This is a genomic window from Sedimenticola hydrogenitrophicus, assembly GCF_029017505.1.
In the GTDB taxonomy this organism is placed as follows: domain Bacteria; phylum Pseudomonadota; class Gammaproteobacteria; order Chromatiales; family Chromatiaceae; genus Sedimenticola; species Sedimenticola hydrogenitrophicus_A.
In genome coordinates this window covers 50947-68082 of record NZ_JAQGEI010000031.1, presented here as the reverse complement: position 1 = coordinate 68082, position 17136 = coordinate 50947, and the positions used below count along the sequence as shown (strand labels likewise).

General features: G+C 51.5%; 22 protein-coding genes and 1 pseudogene. 7 read left to right on the top strand and 16 right to left on the bottom strand.

Annotated elements, in window-relative coordinates; genetic code table 11:
- The 3 genes from O9K64_RS17665 to O9K64_RS17655 form a co-directional block, all read left to right on the top strand.
- Positions 1-199 (top strand): hypothetical protein (locus O9K64_RS17665; protein WP_335342314.1); only part of this gene is annotated, 199 nt, incomplete at its 5' end.
- Between the two features lie 7 nt (positions 200-206).
- Positions 207-1073 carry a DNA adenine methylase gene (locus O9K64_RS17660; protein ID WP_275099429.1) on the top strand — a complete coding sequence of 289 codons (867 nt, stop codon included), beginning with the start codon at positions 207-209 and terminating at the stop codon, positions 1071-1073.
- Between the two features lie 191 nt (positions 1074-1264).
- Positions 1265-3223: an AIPR family protein gene (locus tag O9K64_RS17655; RefSeq protein WP_275099428.1), complete on the top strand. Its 1959-nt coding sequence runs from the start codon at positions 1265-1267 to the stop codon at positions 3221-3223.
- A 132-nt stretch (positions 3224-3355) separates the two neighbouring features.
- On the opposite strand, the pseudogene O9K64_RS17650 reads toward O9K64_RS17655, so the two are convergent.
- The 12 genes and pseudogenes from O9K64_RS17650 to O9K64_RS17590 form a co-directional block, all read right to left on the bottom strand.
- A pseudogene (locus O9K64_RS17650) lies at positions 3356-3523 on the bottom strand (ATP-binding protein); the annotation flags it as partial.
- Between the two features lie 136 nt (positions 3524-3659).
- The gene (locus tag O9K64_RS17645) at positions 3660-4010 is read right to left on the bottom strand and encodes a hypothetical protein (protein WP_275099427.1); all 351 of its coding nucleotides are present in this window, start codon (positions 4008-4010) and stop codon (positions 3660-3662) included.
- Entirely contained in the window at positions 4010-4327 is a 318-nt protein-coding gene (locus tag O9K64_RS17640) for a toxin-antitoxin system TumE family protein (RefSeq protein WP_275099426.1), read from the bottom strand. The genes O9K64_RS17645 and O9K64_RS17640 overlap by 1 nt, the downstream gene beginning before the upstream one ends.
- Positions 4328-4409: 82 nt before the next feature.
- On the bottom strand, positions 4410-5021 hold the full coding sequence (istB, locus tag O9K64_RS17635; protein ID WP_420493182.1) for an IS21-like element helper ATPase IstB: 612 nt from the start codon (positions 5019-5021) through the stop codon (positions 4410-4412).
- Positions 5022-5228: 207 nt separating this feature from the next.
- Positions 5229-5453, bottom strand: coding sequence for a toxin-antitoxin system HicB family antitoxin (locus O9K64_RS17630; protein ID WP_275099425.1), 225 nt, complete (start codon positions 5451-5453; stop codon positions 5229-5231).
- Positions 5454-5611: 158 nt separating this feature from the next.
- A complete protein-coding gene (locus O9K64_RS17625; protein ID WP_275099424.1) occupies positions 5612-5836 on the bottom strand; it encodes a toxin-antitoxin system HicB family antitoxin in 225 nt (74 codons plus the stop codon).
- A gap of 1 nt (position 5837) precedes the next feature.
- Entirely contained in the window at positions 5838-6263 is a 426-nt protein-coding gene (locus O9K64_RS17620; protein ID WP_275099423.1) for a putative toxin-antitoxin system toxin component, PIN family, read from the bottom strand.
- Between the two features lie 396 nt (positions 6264-6659).
- Complete coding sequence (locus O9K64_RS17615; RefSeq protein WP_275099422.1) at positions 6660-7289, bottom strand: PQQ-binding-like beta-propeller repeat protein; 630 nt, start codon at positions 7287-7289, stop codon at positions 6660-6662.
- A gap of 36 nt (positions 7290-7325) precedes the next feature.
- Entirely contained in the window at positions 7326-8546 is a 1221-nt protein-coding gene (locus O9K64_RS17610; protein ID WP_275099421.1) for a helix-turn-helix domain-containing protein, read from the bottom strand.
- A 338-nt stretch (positions 8547-8884) separates the two neighbouring features.
- Complete coding sequence (locus O9K64_RS17600; RefSeq protein WP_275099419.1) at positions 8885-9235, bottom strand: hypothetical protein; 351 nt, start codon at positions 9233-9235, stop codon at positions 8885-8887.
- A complete protein-coding gene (locus tag O9K64_RS17595; protein WP_275099418.1) occupies positions 9235-9528 on the bottom strand; it encodes a toxin-antitoxin system TumE family protein in 294 nt (97 codons plus the stop codon). The genes O9K64_RS17600 and O9K64_RS17595 overlap by 1 nt, the downstream gene beginning before the upstream one ends.
- Before the next feature lie 276 nt (positions 9529-9804).
- Positions 9805-10680: a substrate-binding domain-containing protein gene (locus tag O9K64_RS17590; RefSeq protein ID WP_275099417.1), complete on the bottom strand. Its 876-nt coding sequence runs from the start codon at positions 10678-10680 to the stop codon at positions 9805-9807.
- Between the two features lie 675 nt (positions 10681-11355).
- Between O9K64_RS17590 and soxA the strand changes: the two genes are divergently transcribed.
- Positions 11356-12192 carry a sulfur oxidation c-type cytochrome SoxA gene (soxA, locus tag O9K64_RS17585; protein ID WP_275099416.1) on the top strand — a complete coding sequence of 279 codons (837 nt, stop codon included), beginning with the start codon at positions 11356-11358 and terminating at the stop codon, positions 12190-12192.
- Between the two features lie 27 nt (positions 12193-12219).
- Complete coding sequence (gene soxX, locus O9K64_RS17580; RefSeq protein WP_275099415.1) at positions 12220-12909, top strand: sulfur oxidation c-type cytochrome SoxX; 690 nt, start codon at positions 12220-12222, stop codon at positions 12907-12909.
- A 284-nt stretch (positions 12910-13193) separates the two neighbouring features.
- On the opposite strand, the gene O9K64_RS17575 is transcribed toward soxX, so the two are convergent.
- Positions 13194-13955, bottom strand: a complete 762-nt coding sequence (locus tag O9K64_RS17575) for an ABC transporter permease (protein ID WP_275099414.1) — start codon at positions 13953-13955, stop codon at positions 13194-13196.
- Entirely contained in the window at positions 13952-14878 is a 927-nt protein-coding gene (locus O9K64_RS17570) for an ABC transporter ATP-binding protein (RefSeq protein WP_275099413.1), read from the bottom strand. The genes O9K64_RS17575 and O9K64_RS17570 overlap by 4 nt, the downstream gene beginning before the upstream one ends.
- Positions 14879-15107: 229 nt before the next feature.
- On the opposite strand from O9K64_RS17570, the gene O9K64_RS17565 reads away from it, so the two are divergent.
- Positions 15108-15374, top strand: a complete 267-nt coding sequence (locus tag O9K64_RS17565) for a hypothetical protein (protein WP_275099412.1) — start codon at positions 15108-15110, stop codon at positions 15372-15374.
- Between the two features lie 156 nt (positions 15375-15530).
- Complete coding sequence (locus tag O9K64_RS17560) at positions 15531-15896, top strand: hypothetical protein (RefSeq protein ID WP_275099411.1); 366 nt, start codon at positions 15531-15533, stop codon at positions 15894-15896.
- 93 nt (positions 15897-15989) lie between these two features.
- Here the strand turns inward: O9K64_RS17560 and O9K64_RS17555 are convergent, their stop codons facing one another.
- Positions 15990-16181: a hypothetical protein gene (locus O9K64_RS17555; RefSeq protein WP_275099410.1), complete on the bottom strand. Its 192-nt coding sequence runs from the start codon at positions 16179-16181 to the stop codon at positions 15990-15992.
- A gap of 48 nt (positions 16182-16229) precedes the next feature.
- Entirely contained in the window at positions 16230-16850 is a 621-nt protein-coding gene (locus O9K64_RS17550) for a WD40/YVTN/BNR-like repeat-containing protein (protein WP_275099409.1), read from the bottom strand.
- Positions 16851-17136 lie beyond the last annotated feature (286 nt).

Sequence of the window (17136 nt, the reverse complement as noted above, 5' to 3'; positions counted from 1 at the left end):
AAATAAGTACTTCGACGAAGCAAAGAAAGGAATGAGCAAAGACATTAGAACGACACTAAGTAATAATAATGTTGATAATAATAATTTGCCACAGCTACTTCATACTGGTGCGCATAGCTATTCATCATCATCAAGCAAAGACCAGATGCTTGCAGTTTCCATTGCAATTGGCGGAATGATCAGCTTGTCGCATGCGTAATTAAATAATGAGTCATTATAATTCTCCTCTTAGATATCCTGGCGGTAAGAACTGCATTTTTAAATTTGTATCAAGCCTTATATATGAAAATGGCCTGATAGGAATTGATTATGCTGAGCCTTACGCTGGTGGTGCTGGTTTAGCTCTGAGACTTCTTTACGGAGAGTATGTGGACAGTATTCATATTAACGATTACGACAAGTCAATTTACGCATTCTGGAAAACTGTTATTAATGATGCTGATGATTTCTGCGAGTGGATTGATTTTTTGAAAGTTGATATGGAATCATGGACGTATTACAAGAGAATACAAGAAAATGCATCATCGGCAACTATTGATGAACTGGCAAAGTCCACATTTTTTCTTAACAGAACGAATGTATCAGGAGTAATTAAAGGTGGGGTTATTGGTGGTAAATATCAGAAGGGCAAGTATAAAATTGATGCTAGATTTAATAAATCTGACCTAATAAAAAGAATACAAAAAATTAGCAGATTTAAAAAAAGAATTAAGGTTTCCAATATGGACGGAATCAATTTTATACGAAAACTAAATAAGCATGGGAATGATGTATTCATATATTTAGACCCGCCGTATTACAAAAAAGGGGCTGACCTATATATGAACTTTTATAAAGACAGTGACCATAGAAAGCTTGCAGAGTTCGTTGCAGACATGAATGGAACATGGATGATATCTTATGATAACCAAGATTATATTTTAAGCTTATATTCACAGTATAGGAAAATGATCTATCAGCTATCACAAAGTGCATCAAATCGTGTCGGCGATGAAGTTTTGATATTTTCTAATCCATTGCAATTTGATAAGTCAAGAATCAACCTAAAAAACAGTAAAACTGTTGAAATGTAATCAATGTGGACTCACTGCTGTCCCACTTATTTTCGTCAAAGTTCAGGGGACACAATACTTAACTCCTGCAATTAAGTGTCGTGTCCCAAGAATTCCAGAATTCCTGTCTTACTTTCGGCAAATACAAAAAGCCTGAGCCATTCCGCAGCTATGCTCAGAGAAGCTTCTAATCAAAGCAACAGGAACAATTTATGGATAACATCATCCTGAAAGGAATGCTGAATGAATTTTCGAGTCGATTCGATCTTACAGACGACACCGAAGAGTTCAGGTTCGAGAAATTCGTCAACTACTGTATCTTAAAAACTGACTACTACGACTCATTCGACTTCGACAAGGTGGCTACAGGCCAAGCCACTGGAGTTGATGGAATCGCAGTTGTTATCGGTGGCGTAATAGTTGACGAAATAGAGGATGCAAAATCACTCACACGCCAACAATTCGATGCTGAATTTCATTTCGTACAAACAAAGACATCAACATCATTTGATCTCGGGGAGTATCTGAAGTTTACCGCCACAGTGCGAGCATTCTTCGGCGATCATCCATCAGCCGTTCCGGCTGAATTGTTAAACGCTTTCAATATAAAGGAAGTAGTATATCAGAGGTCTGCAAAGCTGCGCGCCCTCCCTACTGTTCGTCTGCACTATTCCTATGCAGGGAAGAATCGCTTGGGCGAAAGCAATATATTGGCTTCGATAGAAAACGAAAGACTTGCACTTGAAGCTGAAAAATACAAGTTCTCCAGCGTTATTTCTGAAATACATGATGGCGATGACATTGCTACTTTGTATAGGACAACAAAGAACGATGTTACCGGTATGCTTTCATTTCAGCGGCACACTGCAATTCCGCCAATTCCAGGCGCTACTGCTGCGTATCTCGGTGTGGTTAGGTGCTCGGATTACGTTAGTTTACTTTGCAAGCAAAATGGTGAGCTTAACAAAGCTCTCTTTACAGAGAATGTGCGTGACTTTCTAGGTGTTTCAAACCCTGTCAATTCCGCCATCGAAAAGACAGTGCTGGACCCAAACGAGCGCGACAGATTTGCCGTATTGAACAATGGGGTCACGGTGGTCGCGGGGAACGTGGTTCCATCGGGCGACACTTTTCAGCTTTCTAGATTCCAAGTAGTGAATGGCTGCCAAACAAGCCATGTGCTATATGAGAGGAAAAGTGACCTTAGCGATGCGATGTATTTAACGGTCAAGCTGATTGAGACCACCAATATAGATCTGTATGGAAGAATAATTGCGACAACTAATAGTCAGTCCCACGTAACGAAGGAAGCATTTGCGACAATTAGGCCGTACCATAAGACGCTGGAAGATTTCTTTACCGCCATGAGATCTTCCGGGTTTTCATATTATTATGAGAGGCGTCCTCATCAATTTGACGATGATGACGACATCCCTCAAAAATCGATAATATCAGCGCCGCAATTAATCAAATGTTTCATTTCGGTTGCCATGGAGGAGCCCCACAAAGTGCACTATTACTATGGCAATCTTCTTCAAGAATATAATCGAAATGAATCCAGCGAAATATTCTCAGAAAGTGACTATCCAGGCTTGTATTTCGCGAGTGGACACATTATTAGTCTCCTGAAATATCGATTTCACCGTAACAAGGACATGAAGGACTGGATATTTCATATAGGTCTTTTGGTTAAGAAGCAGATTGCACCGTGGATAAAGAAGACGGGCATTCAGCGGGACCCAAAGTTCTTAGAAAATTTGTCCTCACTCGACAGTGGATTCGATCAAGCTTGCGCGAATGCGGTTAAGGTAATCAAGAGCCTTAAGTTGGACCGCAAGCAGAATCGAAGTCCGGAAACTACGAAGTTGCTGGTTCGGACATTATTCGAATTGAACCAAAGCGCTTCTCGGCAAGAGCAAGAACAGATATCCTCGCATGCCGAGACCCGATCAATTACGTTGAGAGACGGTGAATATGTGGGCCTTGTAGAGGGCGTTGATCTTAAACCAGGGAGAAAAATGCTCAGCTTAAGGTATGGTCCGTTCATTTTTCAGTTAGACGGCACAGGTCTTCAGTCCTTGACTGATGGTGCCAAGGGCAAGAAGGCACGCTTCCGCGTCAAGGGCAAGTCGAATGAACTCATAGAAATTTTCGAAACGCGGTCCGATTAAAATATGTGGGGTCAGATGTAAATCAATGGGGTCAGATTCGATTGATATAATAAATCAAGGTGAATTCGTCAGTGTCAATGGCCATCTATTTTGACCCACTTTTGGCCAATAAAATTGACCCACTTACTTTCGTTAAGTGCTTGATTTCTGTTTCAGTCGATAGCTTTCACCTCCCAGCATAAAAATGTGTGAATGATGGATGATCCGGTCGATGATCGGCACCGCCACGTTGTCGTCATGGAAGAACTCGCCCCAACTGGTGAAGTCCTTGTTGGTGGTCAGGATCACGGCCCCCTCTGGATAAGACCGGGAACACTACATGGCTGGGTGGCCAAAGCCACCCAGGGTGGGTCAAAATAAATGGCCAGTAGTGGGTCAGTTTAAATGGCCATTAACAGTCAGAATCCAAACTAATTTCAGCCTGCACCATTTCCACTCACGCAGCCCTAACATGCATGTCCACGTGGATATCATCAAAAGGGCATAAGACCTTACCATCATCAGTTTTTTCCAAAAGCCCCAACTCCGCCAGCACCTGAAGGTCATCATGCACGCGCCGTACGTCGCGCCCTACCCGCCGGGCCGCTTCACGCACACCCAACGCCCCAGCTCCCTGCAGGCTGTGTACCAATGCCCAGCGGTTGGCCGTGAGCTTGCCGAAAAACAGCTCCGGCGCGGAAAAGCTCAGTACATTACCAACCCGTTTGCCCTGGAACGCCTGGGCTGCATCACGGCGCAGGCTATTCGCCCAGTCTCGCTCAATTGTAATAGTCAATGTCTGTTTCATCATGACCTCCGCTTTTCGATCTCCGCGATAAAATCTTCCACCAGCCGATCGACCCCTTTAAATCCATAAGGGTATTCATGGCCATCCAGGTGAACGTGATCACCCTTTCCCCGCTCGTTATCAAACCCCACCAACCTTACCCCGTCACTTATATACACCAAGCTGTATTTGTAGTTGTGCCGACTGGGGTCCACAGAGACGGGAACCTGCCAGATCTTCATCTCAACCAGTTCGCTGTCGGACAGCACCCGTCTTTCATGGATAAGTAACTTCGCTTTCACGTTGTCAATCGTGACAACATTTCTTCTTGTTGTCAATCTGCGTATTCCGGCGAAGTTGAACAGCGATTCCGGCCGAACGTGAACACCTGATTTCACAACGCATCACGCGGAGGGATTATTACCCCAGGTGTTCATCTTCAGTCAACTGCCCGAGGATTTTGCGCATCGACTCGCCCTTGAGCTGAAGCCTGTGGGCGTTATGCATCAGCCGGTCGAGGATGGCGTCGGCGAGCGTGCTATCGCCGATACTGGCGTACCACTGGTCGGTGGGTAGCTGACTGATCATGAGGGTGGCGGTGTGGCCGTGGCGGTCATCCATGATCTCCATCAGGTCATTGCGGTTGGCCGGAGTCAGCGGCTCCAGTCCCCAGTCATCGATGATCAGTAATTGGATCTTGGCCAACTGCTTGAGTTGCTTGTGGTAGCTACCGTCGGCCTTGGCCTGGGTGAGTTCCAGGAACAGCCGAGAGAGGCGGTAGTAGCGCACGCTGTAGCTCTGCAGGCAGGCGTTGTGTCCCAGGGCACAGGCGAGGTAGGTCTTGCCGCTGCCGCAGGGGCCGGTGATCAGCAGGTTCTGGGCGCGGATGATCCATTCGCCCTGGGCGAGACGGCCGATCTGCGCCGGGCTGATGTTGCGTGGATGCTGGTAGTCGATCTCCTGCACCCTGGCACCAAGCTTAAAGCGGGCCTGGCGGATGAGCCGTTCGTGGCGGCGCTGATCACGGCTCAGCCACTCCTGATCGAGCAGCAGGGCAAGGCGTTCAATATGTGGGGTCAGATGAAACTTTATTGTTGATTGGAGGTGAATTCAAGTTGTAAGTGCACCACCAGTGATACGGTTAAACACATTGATCAATGGGGTCGGAGTCATTGATTTTTCCGCGCTGAGAGGAAATCAATGACACTGACCCTATTGATAGAGTATTGATAGAGAAGGTTAACCTTTGGAAAAGTGGGCATCGAGTTTGTCCAGTAATTCCAAACCACGTGCAGGATCACCATTTGCTGCAAGCATACGAAAACGCACTTCGCTATCGAACTCGGCGAGAGCTTGTGTAGAAAGTTCATCAATCAATCTATTTATGCTCACATGCCGGTGCTTTGCCAATGCTTTTAAGCGATTGTGCTTTTCATCTGGTATTCGAATGGTCAAAGTTGCCATTTCATTCACCTCTTAACATCTGCTCTGGTGTGAGTATGCGTAATTCCGGAAATTTAAGCTCTGCACCATGCAAGTCATTTACATTATGGCTGATAATGAAATCGGCATTGCCAGCCAACGTGATCAATGGGGTCAGACTCGATTGATTAGAGGGATGGTTAACCTTTGGAAAAGTGGGAATCGAGCTTGTCCAGTAATTCCAAACCACGTACAGGATCACCATTTGCTGCAAGCATACGAAAACGAACTTCGCTATCAAACTCGGCGAGAGCTTGTGTAGAAAGTTCATCAATCAATCTATTTATGCTCACATGCCGGTGCTTTGCTAATGCTTTTAAGCGATTGTGCTTTTCATCTGGTATTCGAATGGTCAAAGTTGCCATTTCATTCACCTCTTAACAGCTGCTCTGGTGTGAGTATTCGTAAATCCGGGAATTTAAGCTCTGCACCATGCAGGTCATTTACATTATGGCTGATAATGAAATCGGCATTGCCAGCCAGGGCAAGTTCTATCAAGAAATTGTCGCCCTCATCCTTAAGATTGGGTCTCCATAAAAAATATACCGATACCCATTGGCAAACTGAATAGAAGCTATTAAGTAACTCCCGAATTTCCTGGGCGTTTAATGGGCATGCGCCAAGTATTCGTTCTCTGCCACTGACATCCTCATACTCAGAAAATAAGGCGTTACTAATCAGCGGTTTATAATTACCCTTTAAGCAGCGCCGCAGTATTTCCCTGCTTGGTCCCTTTTCACCGATCAGGGCGCTAATCAGAACGCTTGTGTCTACCACAACTATATCTGCCATGAGCAAAATGATAGCATATATGCTGTCATTCACAAGAACGACTAACAACACCGTGAATATGTGGGGATTATCAGAGTCGGATCGCACTTATTTAAGCCAAGAACCACCGTCATCCCGGCGCAGGCCGGGATCCAGATTGCTTAATGGTGGCGATAATCCTGGATTATTCGCTTCGCTCACCCTTCGGGCCGACTTTCAGTCGTTCAATGCGCTTCGCGCTTTTGTCCGGCTTGCGCCGGAGAAGTGGTGCATGGATGCACCGGTTACGGACCAAAGGATGGAATGACGAAAATCCTGCAATTCGCATTAAGTAAGTGCCATTCGGGTCAGATGAAACTTTATTGTTGATTGGATCAATGGGACCCGGTTTCCTTGTTCGGTTTCCTTAAAATATTCTTACTCGGCGTATAATACGACTCTTACCTTGCCGCAGTTTCCACCACCGCAGTAGAACCGGTCCTTGCCGTTGGACTCTAGTCCAGACACACCGATGGTTGGTGGCATTTTGAGGCTTTCCAATACTTCTCCCGTCTGGGAGTTAACTCTCCGCAATTCGCTCTCATCCCCTTCCCAGGTGCCGTGCCAAAGGTTGCCATCCAACCAGGTAACGCCCGTAACAAAACGGTTGGACTCGATGTTACTGATGAGCGCTCCCGTTTGCGGATCAATCTGGTGGATTTTGCGGTTTTGATACTGCCCTACCCAGAGGCTGCCCTCAGCCCAGGCGAGCCCGGAGCTGCCACTCTCGGGGGTAGGAATGCTGGAAAGTACCTCGCCACTGTTCGGGTCGATCTTTTGGATGTGGTCGTCGGCGATCTGATACAGGTATTGACCATCATAAGCCGTACCGGCATTTGCAGTGACATCGATTGAAGCGACCTGTTTTCCACTCGCGGGGTCGATGGTGTGGAGTTTGTCACCCGATGCAAACCAGATTTTCTGGCCGTCATAACTGACACCGTGAACCGCATCGACACCGGAAAATGGACCGTACTCATCAATGATATTGGCTGTGGTCTGTTTCATGATTGTCTCCTCGTTTATTGCGTTCGTGGAGTAATCCTAGTCCGTTGCCAGCGAGTGCGGGAGTAACAAAGTTGTCGCGAATTCCGGCACCGGGGGAGATAACCAGCACCGAGCCCGACCGCGGCCAAACGATTGTACCTTCGATTCAGTTAACAACACCTCGAGTGTGCGCTGCACGGTGCGCTGACTTGTGCCCAATGCAAGTGCAATGGCCGAACTAGACCAGGCTTCGCCATCAGCCAGTAACGCGAGTACCGCCGCGTGTTTCTCTTCAACCGGCGGCGCCAAGACAAGCACTTTTTGCGTAGGGTTTACCTCCAAAATAAAACCTGCTTTTGTTGCATTTATATTGACCAGTATTTTCAGAGCGGCGCGCAACCGTCCGATTTCCACGCGCAAGCGCGCGCGCAGCGATTCATCGGCATGCTTTATATGGAAAGCCTGTTCAATCAATCGATCCCGCGAAACATTCTCCGGCCATGCTTCAGCCAGTTCGCGTACTATGGTAAATAATACCGGACGTGTTGCGAGTGAAATAGCATGTACACCATGGCGCACGGTCAGCCTGCAGGCGTCGACAATAAAAGCATTGGATGCGAACAGGGTTTCGATTTCATCGAGTTGTAACAGGCGCTCGCCGCGTTGTTCGATCAGGCGCGCAGCAGGCGAATTCAGTTCGCGCAATGTACTCTCAACCTCCGCCGCCAGTGCGGGAATGCTCGCCTGTTGCGCGGAAACTTCAGCCCGGGAGAGCGCGGCGCGCGCCGCTTTTGCTTGCAGGCGCCGCATGGCAATTCCTGCGGTGACCAACTCGTGTATGGTTCGCAACGCGGGCGACAAAGCGGAGGGATCGAAATTAGTGAGCATAGTTGTGGCAGCGTCAATTCGACCTGTCAGCAATAAATGCCGAATCTGGAGGTAGTGTGCGTGAACGGCATTAGCAAGATCGCCACGGGCTTCCAGGGTTTTTCGCGCTGGGTCGAGCACCCTTGACGGCCAGCCCAGATCGCGCGAAGCAAGCGCAATTTCCGCCTCGGCAACAATGCAGCGCGCCCTGGCCAGCGCTTCTTTGCGCCCAAAGGCCCGTATCGCGTTTTTCATCAAGCTTCTGGCCCTGGAAAAATCACCGAGCTGCGCCATCGCAATACCGCGCAGGGCTAAAGCATGAGCATCGTCGCGTAAAGCAACCCGGTTTAGTGCGCCCAGAGGATCTCCCCTGGCTAACGCCTGTGCAGCACCTGTAATTTGTGAGTCCATCGAATGCGCACCATCATTTTCACTCGTACGGTTGCCCGCTTGGTCTTTAGTCTACCTCAATACCTGGAATTCCGGGGACAGTAACTATTCCCGACTGAATTCCGGAGGCAAAAGGGGACACGGATTTGATGTTATCGTCGGGGATGATTCATGACCATGGAGATCAGCATATGCCAAGACGGCCACGAATCAACCTTCCTGGTGCGCCACTACATTTGATTCAACGCGGGAATAATCGCCAAGCCTGATTATTTGCGGATAAGGACTACCGATTTCGGCGAGTTTTGGAGTAACAACTACTCGCCTCGCCTGCTCATTTCAGCCTGTACCATTTCTACTCACGCAGCCCTAACATGCATGTCCACATGGATATCATCAAAAGGGCACAAGACCTTACCATCATCAGTTTTTTCCAAAAGCCCCAACTCCATCAGCACCTGAAGGTCATCATGCACGCGCCGTACGTCGCGCCCTACCCGTCGGGCCGCTTCACGCACACCCAACGCCCCAGCACCTTGCAGGCTGCGTACCAACGCCCAGCGGTTGGCCGTGAGCTTGCCGAAAAACAGCTCCGGCTCGGAAAAGCTCAGTACATTACCAACCCGTTTGCCCTGGAACGCCTGGGCTGCATCACGGCGCAGGCCATTCGCCCAGTCTCGCTCAATTGTAATAGTCAATGTCTGTTTCATCATGACCTCCGCTTTTCGATCTCCGCGATAAAATCTTCCACCAACCGGTCGACGCCTTTAAATCCATAAGGATATTCACGACCATCCAAGTGAACGTGATCGCCCTTTCCCCGCTCGTTATCAAACCCCACTACCCTCACCCCGTCACTTATATACACCAAGCTGTATTTGTAGTTGTGCCGACTAGGATCAACAGAGACGGGAACCTGCCAGATCTTCATCTCAACCAGTTCGTTGTCGGACAGCACCCGTCTTTCATGGATGAGTAACTTCGCCTTCATGTTGTCAATCATGGCAACATTCCTTTTTGTTGTCAATCATGACAACAAAAAGAGCTGGAATTGATCACACACAACCCCACGACCGATGGGTATCCCATTAGCCGATCCTGGTTAAGGGGAAAATAGGTGTGGAAAGGAAAAAGAAGGGAAAAGGGGAATTAAAAACATTCCCTCCGCCCCCTTTATTTCAGAGGTTTTGAGGAGTAATCGGGGACAGACCACGGTTCTATTTTGGATGAATAGTTATTCAACATAGAGAATCCAGAAATCGGGTCCCCTATTACCCGTTTAGTTAGCCTGGTTCCTGGCTTTTTTCCATTGCGACTGCTGTTTAATGCTCAGGGCAAGTGCTTCGAGATACGGGACCACACCATTCTTGCGAATGATATCCCTGCCGGCTTTTGAGTGAGCGAAACCCAGAAACTTCTCGAGTTCTTTTATATTTTCGCTTTGCTTGTCAATCACCAGGTAGAGCGGACGGTATAAAAGATAATTACCGGATTTGATGTTGTCAAAGCTGGGTTCTTTGTTGTCCAGCTTTAGGATTTTTACGTTTCTTTTACGTGCGCTGCTGATCCCCGTCATGCCTATCGCATTCAAGTCATTTTCAACGGCCTCCTCGAGAGGGCCGGAAGACTTGTAAACATTGTTCTGTGGAAAATCCATGTCAGGATCGTTGAAGACCAATTGCCTGATCGTCAGACCAACACCGGAGATCTTGCCATTGCGGACCGCCAGTGCCAACGGCCTGTCCTGTTCATTCAGTTGCTGCCAGTTGTTAATCTCGCCGCGATAAAGTGATCTGAGTTGCTCCATGCTGATGGATTCAATCGGATTGTCTTTGTTGACAATGACTACCAGGGCATCCCAGGCAACGGGATTAAAGGTGATCCTTGAGTCAGGCGCTTCACCTTTAACCCGATACCGGCAGGACCCCCCCATGTCGGCAGTGTGCTCTGTCGTCGATCTAATGCCTTTGGTAGCACCACCACCTTCCAGTAAAATCTCAGTTCCGGTACTTTTTTTATAGGCTACCACCAACTCCTGCATGAAGGCCTTTTTTGTTATCCCACAACCTACCCAGGTTAAAGTGATTGCGTTGGATACGCTGGAAAATAAGAAGAGAACAGCCAACAACCCCAGGCGATGATATGCATTGCTCATACGTATGGCTCTTTAGTTATGGTCAAGGAGACGATTTTTTGCAGGTATTATATGGGTCCTGCTTTTAGTTCGTGGCATTGCAGCAAATATCAATCGCTGATGCTATTGGGAAAAGTAGTTTAACGTATGGTGGTTTTCCTTGGATTGCATCACATTATTCCCATAAAGTTACAAATGCAATCTACCATGCCGAATGCATGGAAATAAACTCATGGCTTGACGGTTGGGTGTAGTGGCTAGTCAATTTTCGATGCTCTACACCTTCAGCGTAGGCTTCACCCGTTAGCTTTGCACCTCGCCTGCTTTCGCGCCCACGCATCAACCTTACCGTTGCCGCTACCGCTGCAAGGCTCGATACCGGGCACGTGGCTGGCGCTTACCCGGGCGGGAGTCTCACCCGCCAGATTGTGCGGCATTGCCAAGCTGCTGCCGCCCCCCATTGATCATCGGGGATCGGCCAGAACGTGAGCCGATTTCGCGACCAGCCAGGTGGAAGCTGGCGAGAATTCCCGGTAGTAGCGGGGCGGATGACCTGCTGGCGCTCGTGAATCACCGTTGGCCAGAACGGAAAAGGCGTCTATGCTTCTTATACTCGCGGCGGTCCAGGCGGTGCGGGTCAATTCCAGGATGGCCCGGATTCCGCACAGGATCCCAATCTTCCAGAGGAATAAGTAAATGTTGAAAAAAACCTTGCTTGCCCTACCCGTTGTGCTGCTCCTGGCAGATACCGCCGGTGCGGAACCGGCACCCGAAGTGGTGCTGCAGAAACTGATCGACGATTCCAACTCTCCCTACCTGACCCAAAGCCAGCAGAACCTTATAATCATGCCGGACAACCCGGCGCTGTTTGTCGCCGACGATGGCGAGGAACTGTTCAAGCAGGCACGCGGACCCAACAACGTCTCACTGGAAGGCTGCGACTTCGGCAAGGGCCCAGGAGTGCTCAAGGGAGCCTATGTCGAGATGCCGCGCTACTTCGCCGACACTGGCAAGGTGATGGACCTCGAGGCGCGCCTGATCCACTGCATGACCACGCTGCAAGGCTTCGCCAGCGACGACAAGCCGGTCAAGTCGCGGCACGGTTCCGGCTCGGATATGATGAAACTGCAGACCTACATCGCCATGCAGTCCAACGGCATGCCCTGGAATCCGTCGCAGAAGCACCCGATGGAAAAGGCCCTGCGCGATGCCGGCGAGGTGATGTTCTATCGCCGTGCCGGGCCGATGGATTTCAGCTGCGCCACCTGCCACACCCAGACCGGCAAGCGCATTCGCGCCTCGGTGCTGCCGAACCTGTACGAGCCGCAGGAATGGACCAAGGCGGTTTCGTGGCCTGCGGAACGTGTCGGCCAGCACAACGTGCGCAGCAGCCAGCATCGTCTGCGCGGCTGCCTGTACCAGATGCGCTATCCCAACATCAAGCCCGGTTCCGACACGGCCATAGCGTTAATCTTGTTCTGGACCGATGCGGCGCGGGGCCAACCGGCCATCCTGCCCGACCTGAAACGATAATCGCCGACGGACGAGAGGACTCGAGATATGTTCAAGAAAACTACCAACACGCCCGTCATCGCTGCCGCCACTGCGCTGCTCCTGGTCACCGCCGGCTGCACCGCAACCGGCACGGGCAAGTCCGGCTCCGCCAACGCAGAGGCGGAGGCGCTGGCCGAGCAACTGGTGTTCGCTGCCGATGGCTTCTACCAGGATCAGCCGACCCAGGAAGGCACCACCGGGCGCGTACGCCTGACCCAGGACGAGACACAGAAGATCTGCTCCGCGGTCGCGCGCAACGGCAACGGGATCGATACCCAGACGGCGGAGAAGGTCCGCAGCCTGGCGCTGGCGTCTATCAAGTACCCGGAGGGCGGGATCAAGCTCGGCGACTGGAAAAAAGGCCGCGAACTGGCCTGGTCCGGCTTCGGTTTCCGCACCGCGCACAATCCGGACAAGCATGAGACCCGCGAGCCCGGCGCCACCTGCTACAACTGCCACCAGCTGGCCACCGACCGCACTGGCGGCAGTATCGGTCCCAGCCTGACCGGCTTTGGTAAGCAGCGCGGTACCGGCGAGGAGGTACTCAAGTACGCCTACGACATGATCTATAACCCACATGCCTCCTTCCCCTGCACCAACATGCCGAGGTTCGGCGCCAACGGAATCCTGACCGAGCAACAGATCGCCGACGTCATGGCCTATCTGCTCGATCCGGAATCGCTGGTCAACAAGTAAGCGGGCACGAGCCTGGCGGCCGCTTGATCGCAACTGCATGCAAGGCCACTGATGGTGACACCAGTGGCCTTTTTTTCCTTACCTCACCGGAGTACTCTGAAGAACATTAAAGTACTAAAATACCTAGCCGTCCGGCGATCACGCCTCGCCAGCGTCAACCGGCTTCCAGTAAGGGGAAATCAAAGGCTTCGGAGCCCTTTACGCTGGGCGGTTGACGGCCAAAACAGTGAGTATCTCGACCTCACGAGCCCGGCTCTGTAAAACCAGGGCTATGTGAAATCGGATTACTGCTTGAGGCGGTACCCTGTTTTAAACATCCACCACACGATGCCGGAACAGATTCCCAGGAACAGCAGGATGACGCCCAGGCTGATGCCTACATTGACATCCGACACCTCGAAAAAACTCCAGCGAAATCCACTCACCAGATAAAGCACCGGGTTGAACAGCGTAACGGTTTGCCACACGGGCGGTAACATGCTGACCGAGTAGAAGGTTCCACCAAGGAACACCAGCGGCGTGATGATTAACAGGGGTACTACCTGTAACTTTTCGAAGTTGTTTGCCCACAGACCGATAATAAAGCCCAGCAGACTGAATGAGACGCAGGTCAGGATGAGAAACATGGCCATCCAGATCGGATGATCGATGCGTAACTCGACAAAGAAACTGGCGGTGATCAGGATGATTGTGCCGATGATCAGGGACTTTGTCGCCGCGGCCCCAACATAGCCCAGCAGGATTTCGAAGAAGGAGATCGGGGCCGACATGACCTCATATACCGTGCCGGTAAATTTGGGGAAAAAGATACCAAACGATGCATTCGAAACGCTCTGCGTCAGTATGGATAGCATCATCAGCCCCGGCACGATAAACAGCCCATAGGTGACGCCATCAACTGACTGTATGCGCGAGCCAATGGCCGAGCCGAACACAATAAAATAGAGCGCGGTGGATAAAACCGGTGATGCGATACTCTGGAACAGGGTGTGCCAAGTGCGTAACATTTCGTATTTGTAGATGACTTTTACGGCTTGTATGTTCATCGTTGTGCCTGCACCAGGTTGACAAATATATCCTGTAACGAACTCTGCGTCGTATTGAGGTCTTTCATGGATATTCCGGCTGCATGCATCGACTGGAGCAGTGCCGTGATACCGGTGTTCTTACCCTGGGTGTCGTAGGTGAAAATCAGTTCATGGCCATCATCGGAAAGTTCAAGCGCATAGGAAGCCATCGACTCGGGTATGTTATTAATCGGTTCCTTGAGTTCAATGATCAGTTGTTTACGCCCCAGCTCCTGCATCAGGTTGACCTTGTCATCGACCAGTAACAGCTCCCCATGATTGATGACGCCCACCCGGTCCGCGATCTGTTCGGCCTCTTCAATATAGTGCGTGGTCAGGATGATGGTGACACCCGAGTCACGCAGCCGGTTGACGATTCGCCACATATCCTTGCGCAGCTCAACGTCAACCCCGGCCGTCGGCTCATCCAGGAATAGGATTTTCGGCTGATGGGACAGCGCCTTGGCGATCAGCACCCGGCGCCTCATGCCCCCCGAGAGGGTGCGCAGTTCGTTGTTCCGCTTATCCCATAATGACAGATCCTTGAGCAGCTGTTCGAGATAGGCGTTATCCGGTCTTTTCCCAAACAGGCCGCGACTGAAACACAGGGTATCCCAGACCCTGTCGAAGGCCGCCAGGGTGAGCTCCTGCGGGACCAGGCCGATCTGGCTGCGGGTTTGCCGATAGTTCTCAATGATGTCGAAACCACCCACGGTAACCGTACCGGAAGTGGGGGACACCAATCCGCATATCACCGAAATCATTGTGGTTTTCCCGGCACCATTGGGGCCGAGCAAGGCGAGTATCTCGCCCTCCTGGATATCGAGATTGACCTGCTTGAGCGCCTGGTGGCCGCCCTCGTAGGTCTTGCAAAGATTGGCAATGGAGATGATCGTTGTCATGTGCGGATGATACGGTAAATTGGACGGTGATGGGAAACAGGCGATGACTTGTTTATGGGACAACCTAAGAGTTTGTATGGTTGAATGGGCGAGGCCGGATGGACCTCCGCATTGGAACAGCATCTCCCATCGGATGAGGAAACCCGGTGTTCGTGATCCGACGAAGGCAACGCCATTCGCCGATCAACAGCTATAATCTGCCTTCAGTAACAGTAACCGGATAAAGATCATGCCCTCCGTGGATGAGTTGAGTGAGGAAGCAAGAATAGCCTACCGGGCCTTTCTCGACATGAGCAATAGCAAGATCGCCCATTTTGACTACCTGGTCGCCATTGAAACCAAGTACAAGTTGGGCGGCGCACCCAGTGCCGCGGAGAATCTGGAACTGGAACGATTGCTCGCCCATCACGATAAAAACGTGCAGGCTTTCACAACGGCCATGGCCGCCGTGACGGACAGCGAGGAAAAGCAAATCTTGTTCCAACTCTTTTCTTAGCTCGAATCGGGATAGGACCCACCGTTTTGCTACTACCGGCTAAATCGGATACCCGGACGGGTGATTCAATAGGTGGAAGTCGAAATAAAGCTCATTATTGCCGGGTCTCCTAGGGTGAATGTCAACAATGACTTGGCAACTTCAGGAGGCATCTCCATGAAAACACTGACCACCGCCACCCTCTGTATACTGGCCACTCTTGTATCTTCCGGCGTGGCCCTGGCCTCAGCCGAAAGCATCGGGAAAGAGGAACAGGCCTTCCGCAACGCACTGCAGGGTACCGTTGCCTATATGGCTGAAAAGGACTTCAGATCAATGCCCGCTACCGCAGCCGGAAGCAGTTCGGTGAAGATCGGAAAAGAGGAACAGGCCTTCCGCAAGGCGTTCCGGGGTACCGTGGCCTATACGGCTGAACACGACTTCAGCTCAATGCCCGCTACCGCAGCCGGAACCGATTCGGTGAGGACCAGAATAGAGGAACAGGCCTTTCGCAAGGCGCTGCGGGGACCCAGCGGACTCTAATAAACAGCGACTGGACCGCGAACCATCCGGATGGCCTTGCCATCCGGATTTTTTATGTGCCGGAACAGACGAACCGGACCACTTGCGGCCGGATCAGAACGGCGACCACTCGATGCCACCATTTTGGCTAACGAGGATTTCCGCATCGTTGGTGATGGCATACAGGCGTCCGGGGTTGTTCGGGTCTTCGGCCAGGTGGAGCAGGTAGCGCTCGCCCCACTGAGGACCGAGCGGGCGCCAGCCGAGCGTGGATTCGTCGGCGCGCAGCAGACCCCGGCCTGCCATGAAGGCGTAGATCGATCCCCCGGTGCCGGTGTAAACCAGCGTGGCGGGCTAGCGGAAGAGATATGCGGTGCGCCAGGTTCGACCCCCATCGTCGCTGCTCAACAACCCCTGTTGCGTGGCGGCATAGAGCCGGTTGACGTCTTGCGCCGAGGCCGCGATGTCCATCAGCCCTTTCGGCGCCGGCGCCACGATGTTCCAGCTGTCTCCACCGTCCGCGCTATGCTGCAAGTTCCCCCGGTAGACACCGTACACATGACTCGGATCCGCGCGACTGACATCCATCTGGTGAAAATCGGCCGGTCCTTCAACGCCCTTGGAGACCTGCTGCCAGGTTTTTCCGCCATCGTTGGAGCGGATGAACCCCATGTTCCCGCCCCGCGCCGGATGCCCGGTGGCATAAAGAATATCGACATCCCGCGGGTGTGGCGTGAAGCCCATGTAGTCATTGCGATCCTCGGAAAGCCGTGTCGCCGATCCATCGGGCGCCAGGTGGTAAAAACCATGATGCGTCGCCAGGTAGAGGTGGCCCGGTGTCCGCGGATCGACTGCAATTCCGTGGAAATGCGTGTTTTGCCGCAGCTGGCTCAGTGGCGCGGATTCGGCCGCACCAATAGCGGGGACCAGGATCAGGGCCAGGATTGCGGCCAGGCATTCAATATTCGCTTTCACAACATTTCTCCCGGGTACCCGATGTGGCTTTTCGCAAGGACCGATCGGCATGAGGCCGGCGGCTAATTGTAGTATCAGTGGATATTCTAGCCGGGTTGATCGCTATTGCACGGTTCGAGGCGGTTGGATGGTCGCCCTGGCCGGCACCCCTTACTATCACTGCATCAGTCATGGTGTGCGGGGCCTTTCACTGCCGAATCCAATATCACCGCGACAGCGGGTTGCGCCGTGAGTGTGGCAGAAACAAGCGAAAAACGGCTGTTCGCCACCGACCGGCGGAGAGATC

What these genes read in the sequence shown, in the direction of transcription:
- O9K64_RS17660 (WP_275099429.1), top strand. Translation starts at nt 207, where the DNA reads ATGAGTCATTATAATTCTCCTCTTAGATATCCTGGCGGTAAGAACTGC.
- O9K64_RS17655 (WP_275099428.1), top strand. Translation starts at nt 1,265, where the DNA reads ATGGATAACATCATCCTGAAAGGAATGCTGAATGAATTTTCGAGTCGA.
- O9K64_RS17645 (WP_275099427.1), bottom strand. Translation starts at nt 4,010, where the DNA reads ATGAAACAGACATTGACTATTACAATTGAGCGAGACTGGGCGAATAGC.
- O9K64_RS17630 (WP_275099425.1), bottom strand. Translation starts at nt 5,453, where the DNA reads ATGGCAACTTTGACCATTCGAATACCAGATGAAAAGCACAATCGCTTA.
- O9K64_RS17625 (WP_275099424.1), bottom strand. Translation starts at nt 5,836, where the DNA reads ATGGCAACTTTGACCATTCGAATACCAGATGAAAAGCACAATCGCTTA.
- O9K64_RS17620 (WP_275099423.1), bottom strand. Translation starts at nt 6,263, where the DNA reads ATGGCAGATATAGTTGTGGTAGACACAAGCGTTCTGATTAGCGCCCTG.
- O9K64_RS17615 (WP_275099422.1), bottom strand. Translation starts at nt 7,289, where the DNA reads ATGAAACAGACCACAGCCAATATCATTGATGAGTACGGTCCATTTTCC.
- O9K64_RS17610 (WP_275099421.1), bottom strand. Translation starts at nt 8,546, where the DNA reads ATGGACTCACAAATTACAGGTGCTGCACAGGCGTTAGCCAGGGGAGAT.
- O9K64_RS17600 (WP_275099419.1), bottom strand. Translation starts at nt 9,235, where the DNA reads ATGAAACAGACATTGACTATTACAATTGAGCGAGACTGGGCGAATGGC.
- O9K64_RS17595 (WP_275099418.1), bottom strand. Translation starts at nt 9,528, where the DNA reads ATGATTGACAACATGAAGGCGAAGTTACTCATCCATGAAAGACGGGTG.
- O9K64_RS17590 (WP_275099417.1), bottom strand. Translation starts at nt 10,680, where the DNA reads ATGAGCAATGCATATCATCGCCTGGGGTTGTTGGCTGTTCTCTTCTTA.
- soxA (WP_275099416.1), top strand. Translation starts at nt 11,356, where the DNA reads ATGTTGAAAAAAACCTTGCTTGCCCTACCCGTTGTGCTGCTCCTGGCA.
- soxX (WP_275099415.1), top strand. Translation starts at nt 12,220, where the DNA reads ATGTTCAAGAAAACTACCAACACGCCCGTCATCGCTGCCGCCACTGCG.
- O9K64_RS17575 (WP_275099414.1), bottom strand. Translation starts at nt 13,955, where the DNA reads ATGAACATACAAGCCGTAAAAGTCATCTACAAATACGAAATGTTACGC.
- O9K64_RS17570 (WP_275099413.1), bottom strand. Translation starts at nt 14,878, where the DNA reads ATGACAACGATCATCTCCATTGCCAATCTTTGCAAGACCTACGAGGGC.
- O9K64_RS17565 (WP_275099412.1), top strand. Translation starts at nt 15,108, where the DNA reads ATGCCCTCCGTGGATGAGTTGAGTGAGGAAGCAAGAATAGCCTACCGG.
- O9K64_RS17560 (WP_275099411.1), top strand. Translation starts at nt 15,531, where the DNA reads ATGAAAACACTGACCACCGCCACCCTCTGTATACTGGCCACTCTTGTA.
- O9K64_RS17555 (WP_275099410.1), bottom strand. Translation starts at nt 16,181, where the DNA reads ATGGCAGGCCGGGGTCTGCTGCGCGCCGACGAATCCACGCTCGGCTGG.